Genomic DNA, 23,021 nt, shown 5'->3' with positions numbered 1-23,021 from the left:
AGTTGCAACCGCAGACGCAAACGACCTCATGCTCCTCGTCGCCCGCAGTCTCCTCATCGGTTGCAGCAAGAGCCGTCATCGTGGCTCCGCTCACTGCAGCGGCTCCGGCTACAGCAGCTGTAGTTTTGAGAAAGCTTCGGCGCGAAATGCCTTTGACCGGTACGTTCAGTTCCGACATTTCTCCTCCTATCTCCAAATGCAGCGGAATCTCTCCGCTCTCCATTCGGGCGCCATGCATAAGCGCCCGCCCTCGCGCGGGGTCGGCCCCTCCCCGCTCTCAGTGCGCAGTATAAACCCTTTGTTACTTTGTCGCAATACATTGTGACAATAAATTTGAGCCTATTTTCTCTGTTTAGCGATTCCAGCTCTTTTCAAACCCCTGGAGGCAAGGCTCACACGCATCGGCAGATCCTGTACTGTCGGTAAGCTGCACAGAAAGTTCGCCTGCGGGTACCACTTTCAGCTCCCGCAGGGAACGCCCCTCGTCCACCGCGACGTTGAAAGACACGCACAGCCGCCCGGGTTCCGGCACAGCACGACGAGCAACGGAGAGCCAGCGAGGATGAAAGGCCAACGACCCCCCTTCGGCGTCTTCGAGAACCTGGCGGCAGCCCTCCCTCTCTAGGGCTCGTCTCACCAGATCGCGATCGCCGTCGAAAGCCAGCGCGGTCTTTAGGAAGAAGTCGTCGTAGTCGAAGGCATAGCAGGCGTGAATGTCGGCGAAGGGCTCGTTCATGTTTCGCACTTGAGCTCGATGCTTGTTCTCCAATGAGCAATAATGCAGCGCCAGTCCCAAGCCTTGCTCGCGCGCCCACAGCATCAGACGCAAGCAGTCCTCCTCGCTATCCTGCACCGCCAAAGCACCCGCATAGGTGTAGTCGAACATCACCTGCTGGGGAGGGTTGCGCAGCGTAAGGCCCAAGGACTCAAACACGGGCCAGTTCCACATGGCATAGGCAAACTCCAGCAAATTAACGCCGTCAACGCCTAGGGCATCGAGCTTCGCCAAAAGCTCTTTCATGAACGAGTCGGTTCCCGGAATGACGGGCATCTCCACCATGACCGTGGGCACTTGCTCGCGCGCCCAAGCCATACGTTCCAGCACCTTTTCCAAAAGCTCCGGCTTGTCATCCTGCTTGACAGAGAATCGAATCTCATGAAGGCCCGCCCGCACGAGACGATCGATCAGCTCGCGGCTCAGCAGGTCCCCGGACGTGTACAGGCGCAGATGAGCCGCGGGAAACAGCTCGGAGGCACGGGAGAAGAAAGCCACAGCCTCGTCTGCCATCAAAAGAGGCTCACCGCCAGTAAGCGCAATGCAGGCCGGGGAGCCGGGCTCTGCAGCCAAATCGTCCAGCTGGCGACGCCATGGAAAAGGTCGCTCGCACCAGTAGGCAAAATCCTCCTGATTGGGATTGAAGCAGAAGAAACAGTCGCGATGGCAGTTGTTCGTCAAGGCAAAACTGCGGCTCACGCAGGAGCCGGTGCACGCCTCGCAGGCAACGCTCATGGGGCCGATGGCCACACTCGCTCCTCCATTGCGGATGCGAGCCCCCCGCTCGCGCAACTGGCGAAGCAGTCCCTCGCGTTCAAGTCGTTCGCTATCGTACGGGGCGAACGCTATGCCAGTCGCCTCCAGGGCGGCCATGTGCTCGGCCTCGATGTCCTCGTACAGAGCGAGGGCCGAACGGCGCCCCTCGTCGCCCGCTCCCTTTTCGGTTTCCTTCCCGACCGCCATCTTTCCCCCTGGATAGCATCGATACGAAAGCTCGATGTAGTCGTCTTAACGTCACAGTGTCACATTATCACAATATCTTGCGACAATAAAGACTTGACTTGTCCCTCTTTGCCCAGGCATGTTTCCTGCGCACGTTGACGCGCCGTTCCGCGCCCTGGCCCCTGAAGGCAAATGGGGCCTATCGCATGAAATCCCGGTGAGCAAGGCGAGCCTGTACCATGGCGACAATGTCGTCATCGGCGAGCCCTGCGTTCGAACATACGCGGATCATGTCGTCGATTACTAGCTCGATGGGAGAATCTGAAGCCGTATGAGCACCCAAATCGTGGCGCTCGGCCACGAAAGTGCCCCGCCCCTTGCGAGTAGAAATGTAGCCCTCGCGTTCCAAATCCATATAGGCGCGATTCACCGTGTTGTAGCTGATATCCAGATCCACCGCCAAGGCGCGCACCGTAGGAAGCCTATCGCCGGGGACAAAGGCTCCCGAGCCAATAAGATAGGCAATGCGGTTCTTAATCTGTATCCACACCGGAAGGCCGGAGTTGTGGTCTATAGCGAAAGATTCAAGGACGCCCATGATGCTTCTTTCTCGCGAAACGGTACTTATATCCTATCAGAGCCCTCGCCCCTCGCGTTGGACGCCTTCAGCAAAACCATCGCTTACGGCCGTGGGCACCGTGACAACAGCGCTACCGGATCCCTTCACCGTCTCGTATTGCATGAGCATGGTACGCAGCTTCAGGGCCGCGTCCTCATCCCCGTAGATGCGGGCAGCCTCAGAAAGCATCTCCGCCAAATCGGCTTCGACACTCGCCACCGTCATGCGAGCATTGCGTTCGCGGTCGGCCTGAGCCTCCAAGGACATGACGTTTTGCAACTCCGCCGGGATCACGATGTCGCGGACCTTTACGGAGATGATGTCAACGCCCCACCCCGAGGCCTCTTTCTCGATATCGGCCTTGATCTCCTCATCCAGCTGATCGCGACGCAAGGCCACCTCCCCTACCGTTGAGCGCCCCACTGCCTCGCGCAGCGACGTCTGAGCAAGATACGATATGGCCGCGTAATAGTCCTCCACTTCCACGCAGGCCTTTTCCGCATCCCACACCACCCAGAACAGCACCGCGTCGATGTTCACAGGCACAAGATCGGCCGTCAACGTACGCTCAGCACGGAAGGGGGTGGCGATAATGCGCTGATCGACGCGAATGGTCCCATGCTCCAAAATGGGAATGGTGGCATAGAAACCAGGTCCCACCACGCGGTTCAACTTGCCGAGCCGCAGCACGACCACCTTTTCCCACCCCAGAGCAATATGCAACGAAGAAGAGGCCGCAAGTGCCGCGAGCAGAGCCGCAAGAATGCCCACGAGCGAGATGCGCCCCTCCAAAAGAAGATCGCAGACAAGCGCCGCAGCGGCCGCGGCCATGAACACGGCGACGCTGAATACGAGAGCGCCGTTGCGCGACGATTTCTTGGGCACATAGGAGGTTGCCGCCAGCATTTCCGCTTCGCTGTCGCTCCACGGGCCCGGCGCAGCTTCCCATTCAGCGCGGCGCGCTTTGCGACCCCTTGCGCTTTTCGTCATCGGTCGATCCTTCCTCTCATCTTGCTTAGCAAGTTGCCTTATTGTTCATCGTATTCCAGCGTTCCCGCTGCGAGGGCACAGCTCAGCCTCCAGCTACCGCGAACGCCATACGCATCGCGAGCTCGGGGTTCTGGGAAACGTCGAAAGAGGCGAGCCCTGTCACGCAGACCCTCAGGGCCGCCCCGCCAAGGAGCACACAGACGGCAATCCAGAGGCCCTTTGTGCGCCGATCTCCTCCAGGGTAACGACACTCCAAGATAAAGGGCGCGACCAAACCGGCTAGCACGAGCACCACCCAAAACATAATCGCCTCATCACCCGTCAGAAGGGCGCGGCCCCCCGCCTCTGTTCGGATATCAGTCAGCAAAAACGTCGCAAAGAGGGCCAGAGCCACTGCCTCTGCGATGATTATCGCACGGTCCATGTGACTTAAGCATCGCAGCGCTGAACCGAACGGCACGCGAGAATCAACGAAAGATGCAACGCCGAAGGCCACGGCCACCCCGCACGACAGCGACGAGAGACAAAAGAGTGCCGGCACAAGCCACGACCCAAAGGCGACAACCGAGGGCAGCTGCATGAGGAGCACTCCCGTGTAGACCGCTGTGATAACTCCTGCGATCACAGCGGCAACGGAGGCGACGAGCACTACGAAGAGAGGCAATCGCGCGCCAATACCATTCGAGGCAAGAGCGAAGAAAGTCGCCAAAGCGCCCGAGGCCAGAAGCGCCCACGCACCCACCGTCACGACCGTGAAGCGAGGGGCCAGCCACAGAGAGAGCACCCGCTCGGGACGGCCGGCATCGGCCATGAGGCAAAGCGATCCCACCGCCAGCAGCACCAGGCAGAGCACCCAGCCGCGGGATAACAGCTCATGGGGCACTCGCAAGTTTCTTCGCACCCACCGAATCAAACGGGGCTGCGATTTCTTTGTAGTGCGATAGGTCGCTCTCGTACCGTAGCGTCCTAAATTGGCGCATTCCAATACGCCCATAACAGCACAGGTGCCCGCCCCCGCTCCCCCGAAAAACAAGTAGGCTACGGCAAGTTCGCTGAACAACATTCTCCCCTGCCTTCCAACGCCGCCCCTACATTTCGCGAATCATCACGTGCAAGTGTATCCCCTCAATCACTTTATCGCAAGTTATTACGATAATCATTTCAAGAGCGGAATCTCCCCGTCAAACGTCAGGATCTCAGAGCCGCGCTACAGAAAGTCCACGACGCCGCAGTGGGTGTGGTAGATGGCGACGCGGATGTCCAGGTCGTGCTCGGCGGCAAGGCGCGCCAGCTCCGGCGAGGCGGCCAGCTCGGCTGCCGCGGCCCGGGCGTTCGCCACGCTGGCCTCGTAGGGGTCGCGCACGTCGCCCAGGGCCGCGACGATGCGCTCGGTGATGGCGGCCACCGGCCCCGCTTCCCCATCGAGGGCCGCCTTGATGGCGCCGCAGTGGGTGTGCCCCAGCACCAGCAGAAGACGGGTGTGCAAGTGTTCGCAGGCATACACGGCGCTGGCCAGTTCGATGGGCCCCACCACATTGCCCGCCACGCGGATGACGAACAGCTCGCCCAACCCGGTCATGAAGACGTGCTCGGGCACCACCCGCGAGTCGGCGCACGTGATGACGCAGGCGAAGGGGCGCTGACCGTTCTCGAACAGGTCGGCAATGCGCTCCTGGGACAGATCGCGCTCATGGTCGAGCGCCTCCACGTAGATGCGGTTGCCCTCCACAAGCCGCCGCAGCGCCTCCTCGGCTGGCACATGGGCATCCCCGTCGTAGTCGTCAGCGGTATAGCCCGCCGTCGTCAATTTCACAGCTTCATCCTCGCTCATACCGTCTCCCATCTTCCCGCGCGATTCTTTCTGATGGCTCTATAATGGCCCGAAGAGAGAATTTGGGCAAAGGGGCACATCCATGAGCGGGCCGAAGACGAGTCAATTGGAAATCGAGCGGATGATCCGGGCGCAGCTTGAGGCGCTGCGCTCCGACGTGGATCACAGTCGGGCCCGGGCGCGGCGACGCATCGCGGCGCTCCTGAACGAGCTTCTGGACGAGGCCGAAGGTTGTGCCGAAGCCGAGGAGGCCGCTGCCTCCCTGCGGCAGCTCGCCGAGGCGGCCCTCGCGCAGCTGACAGCGGAATGCGCTTTTACGCCGGCAACGGCCATGGCGGAATCCGTCGCCCGGACCGAGCGCTGCTCGTCGCGAGCCGTAGCCATCGCTGATGCCTTCGAGCGCGAGGCGCACCCCCTGGCCGAACGCATCCAGCGAGCCCGCGCCCAAGCCGCAGCCGCGTCCGAAGCACGCGACTTCACCGCCGTGCTGGCCAAGGCCGCCAAAGAGAGCGCCACAGCGGCCGCTGTGGAGGCCGCCCGCTCTTTCATGGCCGATGAGCATTGTCTGCCGTCGGAACCATCGGCCGTCGAAGCCCAGGGCGGATCAAGATCCGCCCCTATGGAGAAGGCTGCTGCAGAGGGGACGGCCATGCAGGTTGAGCCCGTAGGGGGCAACCTCGGTCGCCCCTCGCCCGCTGCTGTGGACGAAAGCGGGACATTGATCGCCCGCAACCATGTGCAAGAGGTCGCCCGTCGGGCGCTCGCGCTCATCGCCTCCCCCTGCACCCTGCCTGCCGATCGCGCCCTGCTCCTGGAAACGACGCGCGAGCTGGGCCCGCAGGCCGCCGCGCAGCTGGCGCTTCTGCTCCCCACCATGGAATCGAACGCCGCAGCCATGGCCGATCTTATCGCCCTCATCGAGGACGCCGAGGCCGACCTGCGCGCCCAGAGCGTCCCCTTCGCGGAAGCGTTCGGCACCTTTGCTACCTTGGAGGAGGCCGTCGGCCGCCTGGAGACGCTGCGGGCCCTCCAGCTTCAAGTCGATCGCAACGCCTACCTGAAGGCCTGCATCGACGCCGTTATGGCACGCCACGGCTACACCATCGCCCGCTCGGTCACTATGGGGCGCGACCTCATGGGCACCCATCGGCTCTTCGGCCGAGAAGACGCCACCGAGGGGCTGCACGCCTTCGTGTCGGATGCGGGCGACCTCATGCTGCAGGTGGCAGGGCTGCCTGGCGGCATCGAGGCAGTGGAAGACGGCGAGGTCGTGACCATGGAGGCGGCTCCTGGCGGGGCGCGCACCGAGCGACTCCTCGCCGACCAGCACGACTTCTGCGCCGTCTACGACGAGATCGCGGAGGATCTGGCCGCCTTCGGCATCACCAACACTGTGCGCTACAAGGCCGCACCCGATACCGCCTTCTGCCGCGAGATGCGAGCCGTCGCAGACGTCGAGGCGCGGGCGGGAATGGCGGAGCGCGACGGAATCCGCGCCTCCAACGAATCTCGCGGGCCAGGGCTGACCGAGGTCAGCCCCTACGGAGAAGATGCGGCGGCGAGGCGCGAAGCGCGGAAGCGCAGGCGCAGCGGCAACGCGACAAGGGAGATGAGATAGCATGCGCCTGTGCTCCTGCGGCTTCGCCAACCCCGACGATGCGATGCGCTGCGCCGCTTGCGGAGGCGCTTTGTCGCACGAAAGCGCAGGTGATACTCTGCTTTTGGAAGACGTGCGGAGCGGGGAGGTCGTCCGCATACCGGCCCCAGGCGGCATCCTTGGGCGCGCCGGCGACTTCTCGCCCGACCTCTTCTCGCCGAGGGTGTCCGGCGCCCATGCCGTGGTGGCCGTCGACAGCGAAGGGCGCTGGACCATCGAGCACACGGGCCGCAACGCGTCGGCCGTGGAGCGTGGTGGCGTCTGGTCGGATCTGCGCTGCGGCGCGCCCCAACCGCTGTTCGGCGGCGAGATGCTGAAGCTGGCCGACATGGTGTTCCGCGTGCAGGTGGGCACCCAGGCGGCCGTGGCGGACGGGGCCGCCGTGGAATCGGACGTGCAGGACGCTCCCGCCGAAACTGCCTGGTCCGTGCGATGTCCCGTGTGCGGGACCGAATATGCCGTGGAAGGCCCCGAAGGTCGCGTTGCCGCCTGCGCGTTCTGCAAGGATCCGCTGGATGCCCGGCAGATCGCGCGCGTCGCGGCGCGGGCCATGTCCGGCCGGTAGGCCGCCATGTTCGTCGACCGCATCTACTTCCCCGTCACCACCTTAGGTCCCGGCGAGCGCGTCGTCGTGTGGACCTGTGGCTGCACGAAGCGATGCCCCGGCTGCGCCAATCCCGAGCTGTGGGAGACGCGCCCCGAGGCCGCCATCGAGCCCGCGCGCCTCGCTGCCGTTCTGAACGACCTTGCCGGGCGCACCGGTGCCCATCGCATCACCTTCACCGGCGGCGATCCGCTGGAACAGGCGCCGGCCCTCGCCTCCGTGCTCGCGGCTATCCGCTCCACCTTCGACGACATCCTCATCTACACCGGCTACACCTTCGGGGAGCTCACCGCCATGCCCAAATTACCGAAAGGCCTGCTTCCCCTCCCCTCCTCCCCGCAACCAAGCAGCGGCGGCCTTCCCAACGAAGGAAGCGCCGGGGCCGCCCCCAGCGCGCACCCGGAGGATGCGCCGCTCATCGACGTGCTCATCGACGGGCCCTATGTCGAGGCGGAAAACGACGGCGTCTGCGCGCTGCGCGGTTCCACCAACCAACGGGTCATCGTGCTCAATCCGGCACTGGAAACCCTGTATCATGAGGAGATGCAGAAACCGCGCTCGGTGCAGAACGCGGTGTTCGACGGCCGGGCGATATCCATCGGCATCCACGGCCGGCCCCAAACGACCCGCGAGAAGGAGTAGCCCCGTGAACATGCCTACCTGGCAGCGCGAGCTGGAGAACTTCATCGGCATCAAGCCGCTCTTCGTGCTGGAGGGCAACGTGTCCGACCTCTACCCGTGGGACTGCGAAGGGCAGACCCAATTCCTTCCCCTCGCCCACATCCTGCCGGAGCTGTTCGCCGCACCGGACGGCACACGTCCCTACCGGTTCCTCTACGTGGATCCGCTGCGGGGCGTGCACGACCCCCTCGGCACCGGCGAGGTGCGCGCGCTCGCCCAGGCGGCCCAGCGCGAGGCGGAGCGCCTCACCGCCGAGGCCGACGCCTTGAACCCCGGCGCCGACCCGGCGAGCCGCCAGCAGCCCTTTGCCGCCAACCGCCTCATCCACGACTCCCTGCTCGTGCGCGCGGCCCTCTCGCGGCGGCTCGGAGAGGAAGAACCCCGCTCCGTCGCCTGCGTGTTCGACTTCGCGAGCCGGCTCGCCTCCTCGCCGGAGGACCTCACTCCCGAGGAGAACGCCGTGTTCATGAACCTGCTCCTCGGCGCGAAAGACGCCATTCGCGGGGACGGCGAGCACGTGAACACCCTCGTCCTTGTCGCCAACAAGGCCACCGACCTGCCCTCCTGGCTTGTGCGCGGCAACCCCGACGTGCGCGTCATCGCACTGCCCAGCCCCGATCGCCCGGCCCGCGAGGCTTATCTCGACATCGCCTTCCCCGACCTTGCCGCGCCCGAGCTCGACCGCCCTCGCGAGAAACTCGTCGACACCACCGACCGCATGCTGCTCACCGAGCTGGACGAGCTGCGGCGTCTGTACGCCCGCGGCGGCACGGCGCCGGAGCATGTCACCGAGCTCGTGGACCTCTACAAGTACGGCATCCGCGAGAACCGCTGGAGCGCCATGATGGACAAGCTGCGCGACGACCCCGCGGCCGCCCTGCGCCGCCGCGTGAAGGGCCAAGAGCCTGCCATCGCCAAGATCGTCTCGGTGCTCAAGCGCTCGGTGCTGGGCTTCTCCGGCATGCAGCACTCATCGGGCACCAAGCCCAAAGGCGTGCTCTTCCTCGCCGGCCCCACGGGCACGGGCAAGACGGAGACCGTGAAGGCGGTCACCGAGCTTCTGTTCGGCGACGAGCGCAGCTACCTGCGCTTCGACATGTCCGAGTACGCCGCCGACGCCTCCGACCAGAAGCTCTTCGGAGCCCCGCCGGGCTACGTGGGCTACGAGGCCGGCGGCCAGCTCACCAACGCCGTGCGCGCCAACCCCTTCTCGGTGCTCCTGTTCGACGAGGTGGAGAAGGCCCATCCCTCCATCATGGACAAGTTCCTTCAAATCCTGGAGGACGGCCGCATGACCGACGGCCAGGGCCAGACGGTGTACTTCGGCGAGACCCTCATCTTCTTCACGAGCAACGTCGGCATCTCCGAAGAGCTCCTCGACGAGCACGGGCGCACCATCGGCCGCCGCAACATCGTGCAGCCCGGCGAGCCCTACGACGTCATCTGCGCCCGGGTCCAGCAGGCCATGGCCACGCACTTCAAGCCCGAGGTCTTGAACCGCATCGGCGACAACATCGTCGTGTTCGACTACATCTCGCCTGAGGCCTCGCGCCTCATCCTGGAATCGCAGATCCGGAAGATCAACGGAAACGTGCGGAACCGCTGCGGCATCACCGTGGCCGCCGCCCAGGCCACACTCGACCTTCTGGCCGAGCGCGCGCTAGCCCCCGAGGTGCGCGAGAACGGCGGCCGCGGCATCGGCAACCTGGTGGAGGATGCGTACCTGAACCCGCTGTCCACCTTCATCTTCGACGAAAACGTGGAAGCTGGCGAAGCCGTAGAAGCCGTCGCCAGCGCCGGCGCTGTCACGTTCCGCAGGGCCGATGGGGGGGCCGGAGCCACTGATGGCTGCTAGCCCGAACATCTCGCGGGAGCCGCGGCGGGACGTGGCACCCACCATCGTGGACGCCGCTCCCACGCTCGTGGACATCGACTCCACCGCCCCCGTCCTCTCCGGTGCCGACCTTCCCTTCCAAGGCGACGGAGACCGCACCTTCACCCTGCACACCGCCGACGTCATCGGAGCCGGCGGCCAGGGCACGGTCGTCGCCGCCACCGATGAGGAGGGCCGCACCTTCGTCGCTAAGATCGCCTACCAGCCCCACGCCGTGCGCGACCGCCTCGCACGCCGGGCCGTGCTCGGCTACCTGCGGCGCCTCATGGCCGAACACCCCCTCGGTGAGGAGCACTTCCGCGAGACGCACCTCATGCCCCTGTACGCCACGGGCCAGATCAGCGACGAGGTGCCGGGGCTCGGCGAGTCCACCTACGATGTGGTCGTCATGCCCCTGTGCGACGACGCCTTCACCCGCGACGGCGCCTCCTTCGAAGAGCTGCGCGACAGGATCATTCCACAGGCCGCCAGCGCGCTTGCGCACCTGCACGACGAGGGCATTGTGCACCGAGACGTGAAGCCGAAGAACCTCTATCTTCTAGAAGGCGAGGTGGTGCTCGGCGACTTCGGCATCTCCTCGGTGCTGGAAGAGGGCCGCGATACCGGCGCCACCAAGGTGGACCGCCGCACGCCGGGCTACTCGCCCCATTCCTCGGTGGTGCAGCGCGAGAACGACTGGTACGCGCTCGGCTACACCATCTGGACGCTGTACAACGGCGGCCGTCACCCGCACCAGACGCTCATCGACGGCGACGACCTGTCGGCGGTGCTCGCCGGCGGACGTCCCGTAGCCTTCGAGGCCCGCGCGCCCGAGCATGAGACGCTGGGCCAGCTCATCTACGGGCTCACCTACGCCCATCCCCAGGGGCGCCTCGGTTACGAGGACATCCAGCGCTGGCTGGCCGACCCGGACGCGTTTCGCTACCGCGACCCGCTGGACGCCGCCGCCATGGCGGGGCCAGCGGGCTATCAGTTCGAAGGCAAGGTCTACGAGAGTCGTGCCACCCTGGTCACGGCGCTGGCGAATAATTGGGAGAAAGCCAAGCGCCACCTGTACACCCACGGGTTGGAAGACTACTTCCGCAAACTCGGCGAGACAGATCTGGCCGTGGCCCTGAACGACATCACCGACCGCGATCCGGACACGCTGCCCGAGGACGAGAACGGCGACGAGGATCTGGGGCTTTCCCGGGCGCTTACGCTCATCGACCCGGCGCGCGGCGCTGTCTTCTGGAAGGGCGAGGCCGTCGTGCCCGGGGCCTCCGCCGTAGATGCCCTGTTTGCGCGAGCCTCGGCCACGCCGCTCGGCTTCTACCGCCTTATCGCCGACGAGGAAGCGGTGCGCGACCTTCTGGGCATCGTGGCCGTGGCCGGCTTTTCGGGCCCGGCCCGCGCCGGACTTAAGTGGCTGCGCGAGCACGAGGACGCGAATTTGGGCGAGAAGGTGGACCGCGTACTGGCGGTGCTCGAGGCCACGGCGGCCGACAAAAGCGCCGTGCGCTCCTTCGCCGCACGCTACGGAAGCGACGGCTGGGCGGCGTGGGTGCAGCGGAACCTGAAGGCCTACCACGGACGCACCGGCGCGGGCGATAGGCTTATCCGGGCCGTGGGCTCCGCGACCGTGAACACCTCGGCGCCCCTGGCTGATACCGTCGAGGCCCGCGCGCGCTTGGTTCAGCGTGCCGACGATATGGCCGCCCACACCGAGGGGAGCCCGCACATCCACCACTTCGGCATTATCCGCGAGAGCGAGACGGTGGTGCCCGCCACAGCCGCCGGCTACTTCACCGCCGAGCTGTTCGGGCGCCCCGTGCCCCGGGGCTTCGCCACCGAGCTCATGGAAGCCTCCGCCGCCGATAAGGCCGCCGTGGCCTGGGCCCGCAAGCATCTGCGCGGTGCCCGCGGCGACGCCCTTGCCGAGGATGCCACCGCGGCCCTGGAGGAGGCCGCTTCCCAGATAGATGCGCTGGCCGACGCCGAGGGAAAGCACGCTCCTGTGGACGGCCTTTCCAAACCCGCCTTTTTCGGACGGCTCGTCCTCGCGGTCGCCTTCGTCCTTTTGGTGTGCTTCGTCACGCCCCGCTTCACCTTCGGAAGCTGGAAGAACGGCGTCGTGAACGCCGGCGAGCCGCTCGCCACGGCGGCCACGGTGCTCATCTCCCCCACCGGCATGGGAGAAAACTCGGTGTACCCGGACGCGCTCTGGGACATCTCATCGGTACCCACGGCCACCTTCACCGGAGCGGCGCTCCTCGGTTTTCTGGCGGCGGCCGCCACCGTGCTCGCCCCCAAGTTCGCCAGCGCCGCCTTCGCCATCCGCGGCGTGCGCACCCGCGGGCAGACGCGCCGGCGCGCCACCGCCCTGCGCAAGGAGGCGGCCCGCATTGCGGAAGGCGGCGGCGAGGCCGCCTGCTGGATCACCGGCAACGAGGAAGGGCCCGTCCCGGTGGCCCGAGACACGAGCGCGTTCATCGCGAAGACCCGGGCGCGCCGGCACCCCGAGGCCACCGCCACGGCCCTTTCCAAAGGGCTTTTCTGGGGCGGGGCGCTCATCGCGGCGGCCGGCGTCACCATCGTCACCGCCTCGGGGCTGGGCTACAACGCCTGGGCCGACCTGGCCAGCGAGACGGGATGGGACTTCCTGCAAGACCAGCTCATCTGGGGCATCGCCTACTGCGGTCTGGCCGCCCTCTCCTTCGCCGTCATCGCCGTCGCGCGGCGCGAGCATCCCACCATGGTCACGCTGACGCTTCTGACCATCGCCTGCGTCATCCCCTTCCTCGTCCTGTTCGCAGGCACCATCGGCATCTTCATCGTCGTCCTGTACTTCATCTTCTCCCTCTTCCGCCGCTAGGAGCGCCCCATGAGCACCGATACGCCTTCAACCGACACTGCCGACATAAGCTCCGCCGCCTCTCTGGCCACCCTGGTGCACCGTCGCCAGAACCTGCAGATCCTCGCCACCTTCGCCGCCCTCGTGGCGCTTGTGCTGCTGCTCAACCTCACGCCGGTGCCGGGCTGGGTGTGCTCGTTCATCGAGCTGGAGCCCGACGTTCCCGCCGACCTGCTCGGCGAGGCCTACTGGGACGACTGCTTCGGCGGCCCTCTGGGCGATTTCGCCGCCGGGTCGCTTCCCCGCCCCGAGCATTTGAGCTACGTCCCCGAGGCCGACCAGTTCCTCGCCGAACTGGAAAAGCTCGCCGCCCAAGAAGAGGCCATCGAAGCCGCAGAAGCCGAGCAAGCGGAGGCGGAACAGAGTGAAAAGGAGTCTTGAGAGATTCGCCCTCGTTACGCGCCCTTTATGCCCAGCCGATCAATCTGCGACCGCGCGAACTCCTCGATATCTCGCAGCTTCGAAAGCGGTGCGCCCAGGGCGTCTTCCGTATCGCGCAGCACATCGGACGCTACACGAGCTTGTTTGCCATCCGAAGTGCAACGAGCGGAAAGCAACTGACCGCCACGAGCAAGAGGGAATCCGCCATCCCGCAGTGGGTGCGGCAGATGCTTCCCCTCTCGCCACATTGTTTGCTTGCTTAGCCCCATAATGGCCTGAAGCGAGATTGCGAGCAAAGGGGCACATCTGCGAGCGGGCCGAAGACGAGCCAATTGGAAATCGAGCGGATGATACGGGCGCAGCTGGAGGCGCTGCGCTCCGATGTGAACCATGGGAGGGCCCGGGCGCGGCGGCGCATCGAGGCGCCGTTTTCCGAGGCGCTCGCCGAGGCGGAAGATTGCACCGAGGCGACCGAGGCGGCGGCTTCCCTTCAGGAGCTCGCCGAGGAGGCCCTCGACCGCATCGCCTGCGAATGCGCCTTTACGCCGGCCACCGCCACGGGCACGCCACCATGGTCACGCTCACGCTGCTGTGCCTGGCGCGCTTCATCCCCTATCTGGCCGTGGCCGCGGGCTTCATCGGGTTCGCGCTGGTGGTCATCTGGTTCATCTTCCCCCTCTTCCGCCGTTAGGAGCACACCCGTGAGCAATACCGCCCCCGCAACCGATGCCACCCCCACCGCTCTGGCCGCCGCCGTGCGCCGCCGGCAGAACCTGCAGGTTGCCGGCACCTTCGCCGGGCTCGTGGCCCTGGTGCTGGTGCTGAACCTCACGCCTTTGCCCCTGTGGGTCGAATGGATCGGGTTCGACCGCCACACGCCCGCGAGCCTGCTCGGCGAGGCCTACTGGGACGACTGCTTAGGAGGCCCTTTGGGCGACTTCGCCGCCGGGCCGCTGCCGCGCCCCGGCTCCTTAAGCTACGCCCCCGAGGCCGGCGCCTTCCTCGCCGAGCTGGATAAGGCCGCCGCCCGAGAAGAAGCCGCCAACGCCGCCGAGGCCGCCGGAGACGGCGCGGCAGAGGACGATGCCGCAGAGGACGAGCCGGCAGAGGGCAGTGCCGAAGCCGCCGAATAGCGGCCCTGCCCCACTTCCCCGCCCTTGGCCGCTAATGCGCAATGGCTCCGCGCTCAAAGGCGGGCGGCCCAAGGAAGCTGCGCCCCTATCCGATCTATCTGGCCACGAGCAAATTGCTCTATCTCTGCCAATTTGGGGAGCGAGCGATTCAGGCTGTTCTCCATGTCGGAGACAATGCAGCCCATCGACCGCAGTGCGCCTTCGCACACTTCATCAATCAGGCGCACCATGACCTTCTTAGAAAGCACGAGCTCCTCGGCGAGCAAGAGAAAATCACCGCGACCCACTTCGTCCACCCTGCTCGTGCGCCCAATGCGCATGGCCATATGGCGGTCAAGACCCCGATACACCGCCGTAGAGGCCACATCATATACCGGCGCGAGCTCGAACGCACGCCAATCGACGCCCCGCATGGCGGTAATGTTCTTGAGATGCCCATCGCAATTTCCCACAACGGCATTGAATACGAGGAGCTTCGCGAACGCCTGCAGATCTCTCACCGGATCGGTCGAACGCGCCGCTATTTCATCGCCCACCCACTTGGCATAGCGAACGCCGCCCGCTTCGTATTTGCGCTCAGGCAAGAGTCCCAGCACCTGGCAGAAGTCCTCCTGATGCATCCGCAACACACGATGAAAGTCAGCGCCGGCGCGGTCTTCGCGCTCAGGTAGCACCTTCCGGTCGAACCGCTCGATAACGAAGAGCGGCTGCCCCTCGATGACATCGATAAACGAGTCGGGAACGTTCAAGCCGACCGACCCGGCAACGCGCAGGCAGAAATGCTCGTTTTCGCTCAACTGCTCGAAACGCCGGCTCGACGTCTTTACGATATGCGTCGAAGGAGCGCTCCCACAGGGCAGCGCGTAGTGAGCCACGCCATCTTTTCGCTCAAGATACAGGCCCATCTTCGATTGAGCGCCCGCAAGAGACAGCTTCGCCTCCTCTTGCAACTGCGCTACCCCGTCGGCTCCTTCACGAAAAACGGCTCCTACCGTTTCGCGTGCAAGCGGCTCGTAGCCGTAAGCCTCTGCTGGCGCTTCAACATCTTCACGCCCCAGCACCACAGCGCCTATGCACTCGCTGCCCAGCGCGTCGAGCACCTTGAGATAGGACGAGCTCTCCACCTCCAGCTTTCTTGCCACCGCCGCCAGCGCGGCGCCTTCCGGCAGAAGGTTCCTGAAGAACGGTCGCGCTCGCCGCGCCGAATAGGGCTCCCCTTGGAACGGAAGCGCCACTGACAACGGCGCTGCGGGAAAGCGCTCGACGAAGGAGGGATCGTAGGAGAACTGCTCCTCGCGCCCAGGAACGGTCTCTAGGATCCCAACGCGATGACGTTCTCCCTCGATTTCCCCGAACACTGCCATACGCATAGGTTACCCCCGTTCCCGAAATTCAAGATCGAGTCCCACGCGGTTGGCAACGCGAATGGCCTTCTCCAGCTGCGCTGTCGGCTTACCGCCCTCAAGCTGCGAGACGAACATAACGCCCACATCGCAAACTTCTGCCAGCTCGGTCTGCGTATACCCGAGCCTTTTCCTGCGATCCCGTATCGCCTTTCCGAACTCTTTGGCATTGCGGATAGCCACGGCGCCCCCATCCTCTTCGAATATCGTGATCGGGATAATACTGCGGCTCTTTCCAAAAACTATCGCGATCGGAATAATTAGGCGTAAATATCCATGAAATATCGCGATCGGAATAACCACGCGACAAAAAGCGGTGAAGCAGATCCTCCCATGCTCTCCCCCTGCTCTCATCGAAAGAGAGCCGATCAGTTCTCCCATCCAACGAGGCCGTAGTCGTAGCTGTCGAGGCGGCAGACGTCGCAGAACTGCTGGGGAGGGCCATAACGGCCGCGGCCGATTAGGATAATGCGCGAAGGCGGGGCAATCTAGCAATAGAAGGTGGCCAGCGACGAGAGGTAGGCGAGAAACGCCTCATCCCACCGGCTCAGCAGCCTATCGCGGCGGTAGGCCACGGAAAATCCCCACGGGGCATCCTCAATGGGCACGCCGACATAACCCTCGTGGGGAAACGAATGCACATGCGAGCGCACCGTTATGGCCATCGTGCCGCGATCCATGGCCCGCTCGAGCACTTCGATCATCTGATCTGCGTAGCTGAGCGAGCAACCGGGAGCCTCGCGAGCCAGGCGCTCTGCCACCGGGACGAGGGAAACGTACTCGTCTGGCGATAGGCACGCTACCTCGCACCCTTCCGCATCCGCAAGGCTTGCCGTCCCACGCACGGCAAGCGGGTGGGCGGCGGGCACCCAGAAAAACATCATGTCCTTGTGCAGAGGCACTGTCACCAGCTGCTCATTGCAAATCGGATTGTTCAAGAGCGCGAAATCGCATGCCTTCTCCAATAGCATCGTCTCGCAGTCGCGATCGAGCACGGCCCGGAGGATCTTGACGCGAGCTCCCCATGCGTTCCTTTCGGAAAATGCGCAGATGTCCTCCCGGGTTATCACGTTGAACAAACCCGTCGAGGCCGCCAAGGTTACGGCCCGCTCCTCGCGGCGACGCATTTGCTCGATCTCGTCCATCATAGCCCGATGGCGCTCCTCGAACATACGGCTAAAGGAGCAGAAGACGTGCCCGTATTCGGTGAGGCGCACGCCTTTGCGGTCAGCCTCGAACAACGGCACGCCCATGGAGCGCTCCAGCCGCTCGATGGCGCTGGCAAGCCCCTGCTTGGTAATGAACAGCTCTTGAGCCGCCCGCGCGTAGCTGCCCGTATCGGCAAGTTTTGCCACATAGGCGAATACCCTCGTATCCATTAAGCCCTCCACCCGTCCATTGCAGACCCATGGCCCAGCATAGCCCTTCATCCCGTAGCGGTGCAAGTACGCAGCTTGTTGGAGGAGGGCAACAATCTGTTGATTCCCGAACCCCGAGCCAGCACGCCACAATGGCCCCATCGAGAAACCGCAGACGATTCGAGGCCATCCATCGAACGTCTCACAACTCCAGGGAGGAGCATCATGGACATTTCCCGTCGAAACTTCTTGAAGCTCGGTGCTGCCGGAACCGCCGCGGCCGGTTTGGCCGGCCTGACCGGCTGCGCGCCCTCGGCACCGAGCGCCGCAGCCTCTAGCAACGACCTGCCGGTCACGGGAGTCGAGGACTGGCTCGGCAGCGCCCCGGAACTCTCGCCCGACGACTGCGCCCGGACCCTCGAGTGCGACGTGCTCGTCGTGGGCTCGGCGCTCTCCGGCTCCATGGCCGCCTACGGCGCGATGCGCAACGGAGCCGCCGTCACGGTCATCGAGCGCAACGCCGCGCCCCATATCGGGGGCATGACCATCTCTTTCCTCAACTCCCAGACCCAGCTGGAAGCAGGTCTGCCGAAGTACGACCCCGTGGAGACGGCCAACGCCATGTTCAACCTCACCCAATATCGCTCTGACATGCGCCTGAACGCCGTGTGGTGCGAGCGCTCCGGCGAGGTGCTGGACAACCTGAGGGCCGACTTCCTGGAGCCTTACCACCAGTACTATATGCCCATGAGCCTTGAGGGCATCTTCCCCGAACCCAGCCAGGAGATCACCGCCTACATCAGCACCGGCGTGGCCTTCTCCGAAACGGACATTCTCACTGACTTCACCCACAACATCCACCAGTTCCTGGAAGACAAGGGCGTGGAAACCCACTACAACACCAAAGCCGAAGTGCTCGTGCAGGATGAATCCGGCCGCGTCACCGGCGTCATAGCCACCAACGAAAACGGCGAATCCGTTTACTACAAGGCCGCCAAGGGAGTCATCATGTGCACCGGGTCTTTCGGAGGCAACGAGGCCATGATGCGCCGCTTCTACCCTGAGCACTTCGCCGAATGGGCCCTCGCCAACAACGCCTACGAGGCCTACATGGGAGACGATCCGGTAACCGATACCGAGATGGACGACGGGCTGGGGCACCGCATGCTCTGCTGGGCCGGCGCCGAGATGGAGGAGATCTGCGCCTGGGCCGCCTGGCAGACCACCGGTTGGCGCTCGTTCCCCTACCTGCTGGTGAACTCCAAGGGCGAGCGCTTCATGAACGAGTGCACCTCGCTCCTCACCTCGGCCCACATCGCTGCCGACCAGCCGGGCCACGATGGCGTCGTGTGGCAGATCATCCCCACCAACGACTTCGAAATGCCCTCTTCCTTCGGCTATGACCGCGCCATGGCAGCCGAGATGTTCAAGATCGAGGAGAACGAGCACTACGAAGCCGATTCCATTGCGGAGCTGGCCGAAATGATCGGCCTCGATCCCGATGTACTCACCGCCACCGTGGAGCGCTACAACGAGCTGTGCGAGGCGGGAGCCGACACCGACTACATGAAGGCGGCCCGCTACCTCGACCCCATCGACGACGGCCCCTTCCAGGCGTGGAAGATGCAGTACCTGTTCTATTGCACGCTCTCCGGAGTGCGCTGCAATGAGAAGCTCCAGGTGCTCGACGCCAACCATGACCCCATTCCCGGCCTCTATGCCGGTGGCAACACCGTAGGCTACCGCTTCGGCGCGAGCTATGAGTCACTGCTCCACGGCGGCTCCAATGGCCTGGCTGCCACCCACGGCTATCTCGCCGGCGAAAGCGCCGCCCTGGCCTAGGACAGACGGAAGCCGCAGAATTCCCACCCTCCCCATCGGGGCCCTTTGCAGGGCCCCGGTCGCTTTTCGGAGGTCTCATGACGCGAGAGCAAAGGCGATTTGCTAGACTATGCGGATACGAGAACACCGCCGCGCTGAAAGCCGCGTGGACGAAAGACGAGGAGCCGCCATGCAGATCACCCCTGCCGAAGTTGCCGAGACCCTAGCCATGGTGTCCAAGCAGAACTTGGACATCCGCACCATCACGTTGGGCATCAACCTGCGCGGCTGCGTGGACGCCGATGTGGACAAGCTGGCCTCGAAGGTCTACGACCGCATGACCTCGGCCGCCGAGAAGCTCGTGCCCACCGCCGAGCAGCTCGAGCGCGAGTTCGGCATCCCCATCGTGAACAAGCGCATCTCGGTCACCCCCATCGCGGAGATCTGCGCCGCGGTAACCGCCGACGACCTCACGCCCGTGGCCGTGGCCATGGACCGCGCCGGCAAGGAGGTGGGCGTCGATTTCGTCGGCGGCTTCTCGGCGCTCGTGCACAAGGGTGCCACCCGCGCCGACCACAAGCTCATGGACTCCATCCCCGCGGCGCTCGCCGCCACCGACCGCGTCTGCGCCTCGGTGAATGTGGGCAGCACGCGGGCCGGCATCAACATGGACGCCGCCTTCAAGATGGCCGGTATCGTCAAGCGCGCTGCCGAGCTCACCGCCGACCGCCAGTGCATCGGCGCCGGCAAGCTCGTCGTGTTCTGCAACGCCGTGGAGGACAACCCCTTCATGGCCGGCGCTTTCCACGGCTCCGGCGAGGCCGACGAAGTGGTGAACGTAGGCGTGTCCGGCCCCGGCGTCGTGCGCGCGGTGCTCGCCGACCTGCCGAAGGAAGCGGACCTCACCACTGTGGCCGAGGCCATTAAGGCCACGGCCTTCAAGATCACCCGCGCCGGCGAGCTCATGGCCCGCGAGGCCTCGCGCCGCCTCGGTGTGCAGCAGGGCATCCTGGATCTGTCGCTCGCCCCCACCCCGGCCGAGGGGGACTCCGTGGCCGAGATTCTGGAGGCCATCGGCGTGGGTCAGTGCGGAGGCCCCGGCACCACGGCGGCGCTCGCCATGCTGAACGACGCCGTGAAGAAGGGCGGCGTCATGGCGTCGTCTTCGGTGGGCGGCCTGTCCGGCGCCTTCATCCCCGTGTCTGAGGACGCCGGCATGATCCGCGCCGCTGAGGACGGAGCGCTTTCCATCGAGAAGCTGGAGGCCATGACGTGCGTGTGCTCCGTGGGCCTCGACATGATCGCCGTGCCGGGAGATACCACCCAAGAGGCCATCTTCGGCATCATCGCCGACGAGTGCGCCATCGGCATGATCAACAACAAGACCACCGCCGTGCGCCTCATTCCCGCCATCGGTTGCCAGGTGGGCGACCAACTGGACTTCGGGGGGCTGCTCGGCTACGCCCCGGTCATGCCCGTGAACCCCTACGCCGGCACCGTCTTCGCCCACCGCGGCGGCCGCATGCCCGCCCCCTTGAACTCGCTGAAGAACTAGCGGCTCGAAAACCATGATCTGCGCTTCCCTCGCGTCAAAATGCACCACGAATCGAGAACGGAAAATCGCCTAACCGGGGTGCGTGATTTTGTTGCCGACTATTTCCCGGTAGGTAGTTCCAAAAGACTAGCCGTGCAACTATAATAGAGGCGTACCAGCAAAGCCCGCTTCCTTCGTCATCCAAAACTCAGGTAGCACGGGCGGCGCAGGTGCAGTTGAATTAGAAGGGCCAGTTAGCGCTGGCCCTTTCTCTTTATCAACCTCAAACTGTCACTTTTTCATTTTCGTCGCAAAGTACCCTGGACACTTTCTCATTTTCGTCGCATACTAACGATAAGCTATAATCAGCGGCGAAGGAGGCATCATGCTGAAGCGAGCTGCCTACGAGCGACTTGTAAGTTGGAAGAAAGATCCCCACCACCGCGCTCTGCTTGTGGACGGCGCGCGACAGGTGGGAAAGACCTACCTCGTCCGCGCCTTCGCCCAGAGGCACTACGGCACCACCATTGAGATCAACTTCGTTGAGTCCCCCGAAGCGAAAGCCGTCTTCGCGGGGAACCTCGATGCCGATACCCTCATCCCCCAGCTCTCCGCATTCAGCGGCACCGCCCTCACGCCGGGAGACACGCTCATTTTCCTCGACGAGATCCAGGAGTGCCCGCGGGCGCGCACGGCCATCAAGTTCCTCGTGGAGGACGGCCGTTTCGATTACATCGAGTCCGGCTCTCTCCTCGGCGTCACCTACGAAAACGTACCCTCCCTCCCCGTCGGCTACGAGAGCGAGCTGACGCTTTATCCCCTTTCCTTCGAGGAATTCTGCTGGGCCCTCGGAGAAAACGAGACAGCCCTCGAGATGGCGCGCGCATGTTTCAAGGAAGAAGCCGCCGTGCCCGCCGTCATCCACCAGAAGCTCATGGAGCTGTTCAAGTACTACTTGATAGTGGGCGGCATGCCGGCCGCCGTGGCCCGATTCGCCCAGACCCGCGACATCGCCCAAGTGCAGAGCGTCCAGAAGGACATCTTAAAGCTGTACCGGGCCGACATCGTGAAGTACGCCCGCAACAAGGCCCACGTCGGCGCTATCTTCGACGCTATCCCTGCTGAGCTCAGCAAGAAGAACAAGCGCTTCAAGCTCTCCGACCTCGCAAAGTCGGCACGCAGCGAGCGCTACGAGAGCGACTTCATCTGGCTGGCCGACGCCGGCGTGGCGATCCCCTGTTACAACGTGACCGAGCTCGTGGCACCGCTGCGCCTCAACCGCCAGCACAGCGTCTTCAAGCTGTTTTTGTGCGACACGGGACTCCTCGTCGCCATGCTCGGCGACGGCGTGCCGTTCAAGGTACTCCAGGGAGAGCTTGACATCAACTGGGGCGCCATATTGGAGAACGCCTTCGCCCAAATGCTCACAGCCAACGGATTCGACGCGCTCTACTACGAGAAGGCCAAGCACGGAGAGATCGATTTCGTCGTGCAGAAGAGCGGTAAGGTGGTGCCCATCGAGGCGAAATCCGGCCGGATATTCCGCGCCCACGTCGCCCTCGACAACGTCCTGCGTGTCAAGGAGTGGGGGCTCGATTTCGCCTACGTCTTCTGCCGTGAGAACACGACGGTGGAAGTGGAAATTCCCGAGGGGCGCGACATCCAATGCGCCATCGCCTACATGCCCTGGTATATGCTCGCTTTCCTCAAACCCGACACCCTTCCCGATTCCTTCGTCGTGGAGCTTCCCTGACGGAAGGCGACCTAGGTGCTGCGCCCATTGCAGCTTCAGAACTTTGCATTTTTGCCATTTCGCCTCTTTTCAACTTTGCATTTTTGCCATATTGGCCATATCCACTTTGTCAGTTTCATCGCAAGGCACGCTCGCCCTCGGTTTTCCCGGAGCAACGCGCTAGCATAGCCCCCAGAAAGCGCCCGCTGCATGCGGGCCCAACCCCCTTCGCCCAAGGAGCACCCGATGATCAAGACGTTCAAGATGAAGCTGTACCCCGGCATGGAAGAGGAGTACGAGCGGCGGCACAACGAGCTGTGGCCCGAGATGATCGACATGATCCACGCCCACGGCGGCCGCAACTACACCATCGCGCTGGACCCGGACACGCTGACGCTGTTCGGCTACATCGAGATCGACGACCCCGAGCGGTGGGCCGCCGGCGCCGATACGGCCATCAACCGGAAGTGGTGGGACTTCATGGCCGACATCATGGAGACCAACGAGGACAACTCGCCGGTCTCCGTCGACCTGCCCGTGCTGTTCCACATGGATTAGCGCCCCGTGGCCAAAACAACGTGGTTCTCGTAGTCTGTCCGCTTGAGCGGATGCCTCGCTGCGGACGTTTTCCCAGATTGCGGCTTTTCGGTTCTCGCTACAGCACGCTTGAAACTACGAGAACCGTGCCGTTTTGGACAAAACGGCATCTCGCTCCGTCGTCTTCACTATAATGAGCTGTTGAAATCGAAGGCGAGACGGCGAAAGCGAGCGAG

The 23,021-nt window shown here is 64.3% G+C and carries 20 protein-coding genes and 1 pseudogene; 12 read left to right on the top strand and 9 right to left on the bottom strand.

What is annotated here, in order from left to right; translation table 11 throughout:
- Positions 1-85: 85 nt before the first annotated feature.
- The 6 genes and pseudogenes from ACW4LP_RS00960 to ACW4LP_RS00935 form a co-directional block, all read right to left on the bottom strand.
- Positions 86-178: pseudogene (locus ACW4LP_RS00960) on the bottom strand (twin-arginine translocation signal domain-containing protein); the annotation flags it as partial.
- Positions 179-352: 174 nt separating this feature from the next.
- Positions 353-1,648: a radical SAM protein gene (locus ACW4LP_RS00955; RefSeq protein ID WP_173113996.1), complete on the bottom strand. Its 1,296-nt coding sequence runs from the start codon at positions 1,646-1,648 to the stop codon at positions 353-355.
- A 268-nt stretch (positions 1,649-1,916) separates the two neighbouring features.
- The gene (locus tag ACW4LP_RS00950) at positions 1,917-2,315 is read right to left on the bottom strand and encodes a GntR family transcriptional regulator (RefSeq protein WP_157012545.1); all 399 of its coding nucleotides are present in this window, start codon (positions 2,313-2,315) and stop codon (positions 1,917-1,919) included.
- A gap of 36 nt (positions 2,316-2,351) precedes the next feature.
- A complete protein-coding gene (locus tag ACW4LP_RS00945) occupies positions 2,352-3,326 on the bottom strand; it encodes a slipin family protein (RefSeq protein WP_455803384.1) in 975 nt (324 codons plus the stop codon).
- Between the two features lie 82 nt (positions 3,327-3,408).
- Positions 3,409-4,389 (bottom strand): NrfD/PsrC family molybdoenzyme membrane anchor subunit, encoded by a 981-nt coding sequence (gene nrfD, locus ACW4LP_RS00940; RefSeq protein ID WP_157012547.1) that lies wholly within the window; start codon positions 4,387-4,389, stop codon positions 3,409-3,411.
- Between the two features lie 144 nt (positions 4,390-4,533).
- The gene (locus ACW4LP_RS00935) at positions 4,534-5,139 is read right to left on the bottom strand and encodes a carbonic anhydrase (RefSeq protein WP_181869661.1); all 606 of its coding nucleotides are present in this window, start codon (positions 5,137-5,139) and stop codon (positions 4,534-4,536) included.
- Positions 5,140-5,239: 100 nt separating this feature from the next.
- Between ACW4LP_RS00935 and ACW4LP_RS00930 the strand changes: the two genes are divergently transcribed.
- The 8 genes from ACW4LP_RS00930 (at position 5,240) to ACW4LP_RS00895 (ending at position 14,400) form a co-directional block, all read left to right on the top strand.
- Positions 5,240-6,775, top strand: a complete 1,536-nt coding sequence (locus ACW4LP_RS00930) for a hypothetical protein (protein ID WP_455803383.1) — start codon at positions 5,240-5,242, stop codon at positions 6,773-6,775.
- A 1-nt stretch (position 6,776) separates the two neighbouring features.
- Positions 6,777-7,379: an FHA domain-containing protein gene (locus ACW4LP_RS00925; protein WP_415979587.1), complete on the top strand. Its 603-nt coding sequence runs from the start codon at positions 6,777-6,779 to the stop codon at positions 7,377-7,379.
- A gap of 6 nt (positions 7,380-7,385) precedes the next feature.
- A complete protein-coding gene (locus ACW4LP_RS00920) occupies positions 7,386-8,060 on the top strand; it encodes a 4Fe-4S single cluster domain-containing protein (protein ID WP_114549384.1) in 675 nt (224 codons plus the stop codon).
- Between the two features lie 10 nt (positions 8,061-8,070).
- Positions 8,071-9,954, top strand: a complete 1,884-nt coding sequence (locus ACW4LP_RS00915) for an AAA family ATPase (protein WP_241521398.1) — start codon at positions 8,071-8,073, stop codon at positions 9,952-9,954.
- Positions 9,944-12,847: a protein kinase domain-containing protein gene (locus ACW4LP_RS00910; RefSeq protein ID WP_181815589.1), complete on the top strand. Its 2,904-nt coding sequence runs from the start codon at positions 9,944-9,946 to the stop codon at positions 12,845-12,847. The genes ACW4LP_RS00915 and ACW4LP_RS00910 overlap by 11 nt, the downstream gene beginning before the upstream one ends.
- 9 nt (positions 12,848-12,856) lie before the next feature.
- Positions 12,857-13,267 carry a hypothetical protein gene (locus ACW4LP_RS00905; RefSeq protein WP_114549381.1) on the top strand — a complete coding sequence of 137 codons (411 nt, stop codon included), beginning with the start codon at positions 12,857-12,859 and terminating at the stop codon, positions 13,265-13,267.
- 532 nt (positions 13,268-13,799) lie between these two features.
- Positions 13,800-13,958: a hypothetical protein gene (locus ACW4LP_RS00900; protein WP_304007975.1), complete on the top strand. Its 159-nt coding sequence runs from the start codon at positions 13,800-13,802 to the stop codon at positions 13,956-13,958.
- 10 nt (positions 13,959-13,968) lie between these two features.
- Positions 13,969-14,400 carry a hypothetical protein gene (locus ACW4LP_RS00895; protein WP_114549379.1) on the top strand — a complete coding sequence of 144 codons (432 nt, stop codon included), beginning with the start codon at positions 13,969-13,971 and terminating at the stop codon, positions 14,398-14,400.
- A 53-nt stretch (positions 14,401-14,453) separates the two neighbouring features.
- On the opposite strand, the gene ACW4LP_RS00890 is transcribed toward ACW4LP_RS00895, so the two are convergent.
- The 3 genes from ACW4LP_RS00890 to ACW4LP_RS00880 form a co-directional block, all read right to left on the bottom strand.
- Positions 14,454-15,764, bottom strand: coding sequence for a HipA domain-containing protein (locus ACW4LP_RS00890; protein ID WP_302012058.1), 1,311 nt, complete (start codon positions 15,762-15,764; stop codon positions 14,454-14,456).
- A gap of 9 nt (positions 15,765-15,773) precedes the next feature.
- Positions 15,774-16,184: a helix-turn-helix domain-containing protein gene (locus tag ACW4LP_RS00885; protein ID WP_241521380.1), complete on the bottom strand. Its 411-nt coding sequence runs from the start codon at positions 16,182-16,184 to the stop codon at positions 15,774-15,776.
- 107 nt (positions 16,185-16,291) lie between these two features.
- Complete coding sequence (locus ACW4LP_RS00880; protein WP_181815566.1) at positions 16,292-17,182, bottom strand: LysR family transcriptional regulator; 891 nt, start codon at positions 17,180-17,182, stop codon at positions 16,292-16,294.
- Positions 17,183-17,386: 204 nt separating this feature from the next.
- On the opposite strand from ACW4LP_RS00880, the gene ACW4LP_RS00875 reads away from it, so the two are divergent.
- The 4 genes from ACW4LP_RS00875 to rhaM all read left to right on the top strand — a co-directional run bounded on the left by ACW4LP_RS00875 (position 17,387) and on the right by rhaM (position 22,806).
- The gene (locus ACW4LP_RS00875) at positions 17,387-19,003 is read left to right on the top strand and encodes an FAD-dependent oxidoreductase (RefSeq protein WP_114549158.1); all 1,617 of its coding nucleotides are present in this window, start codon (positions 17,387-17,389) and stop codon (positions 19,001-19,003) included.
- Positions 19,004-19,172: 169 nt separating this feature from the next.
- On the top strand, positions 19,173-20,537 hold the full coding sequence (locus tag ACW4LP_RS00870; RefSeq protein ID WP_114549130.1) for a PFL family protein: 1,365 nt from the start codon (positions 19,173-19,175) through the stop codon (positions 20,535-20,537).
- A 364-nt stretch (positions 20,538-20,901) separates the two neighbouring features.
- Complete coding sequence (locus tag ACW4LP_RS00865) at positions 20,902-22,269, top strand: ATP-binding protein (protein WP_114549131.1); 1,368 nt, start codon at positions 20,902-20,904, stop codon at positions 22,267-22,269.
- Between the two features lie 225 nt (positions 22,270-22,494).
- A complete protein-coding gene (rhaM, locus tag ACW4LP_RS00860; protein WP_114539230.1) occupies positions 22,495-22,806 on the top strand; it encodes an L-rhamnose mutarotase in 312 nt (103 codons plus the stop codon).
- Positions 22,807-23,021 lie beyond the last annotated feature (215 nt).

The organism is Adlercreutzia sp. CNCM I-6215 (genome assembly GCF_977072315.1).
Note: the sequence above shows the minus strand (reverse complement) of the source record. Positions and strands in the feature narration are given on the sequence as shown.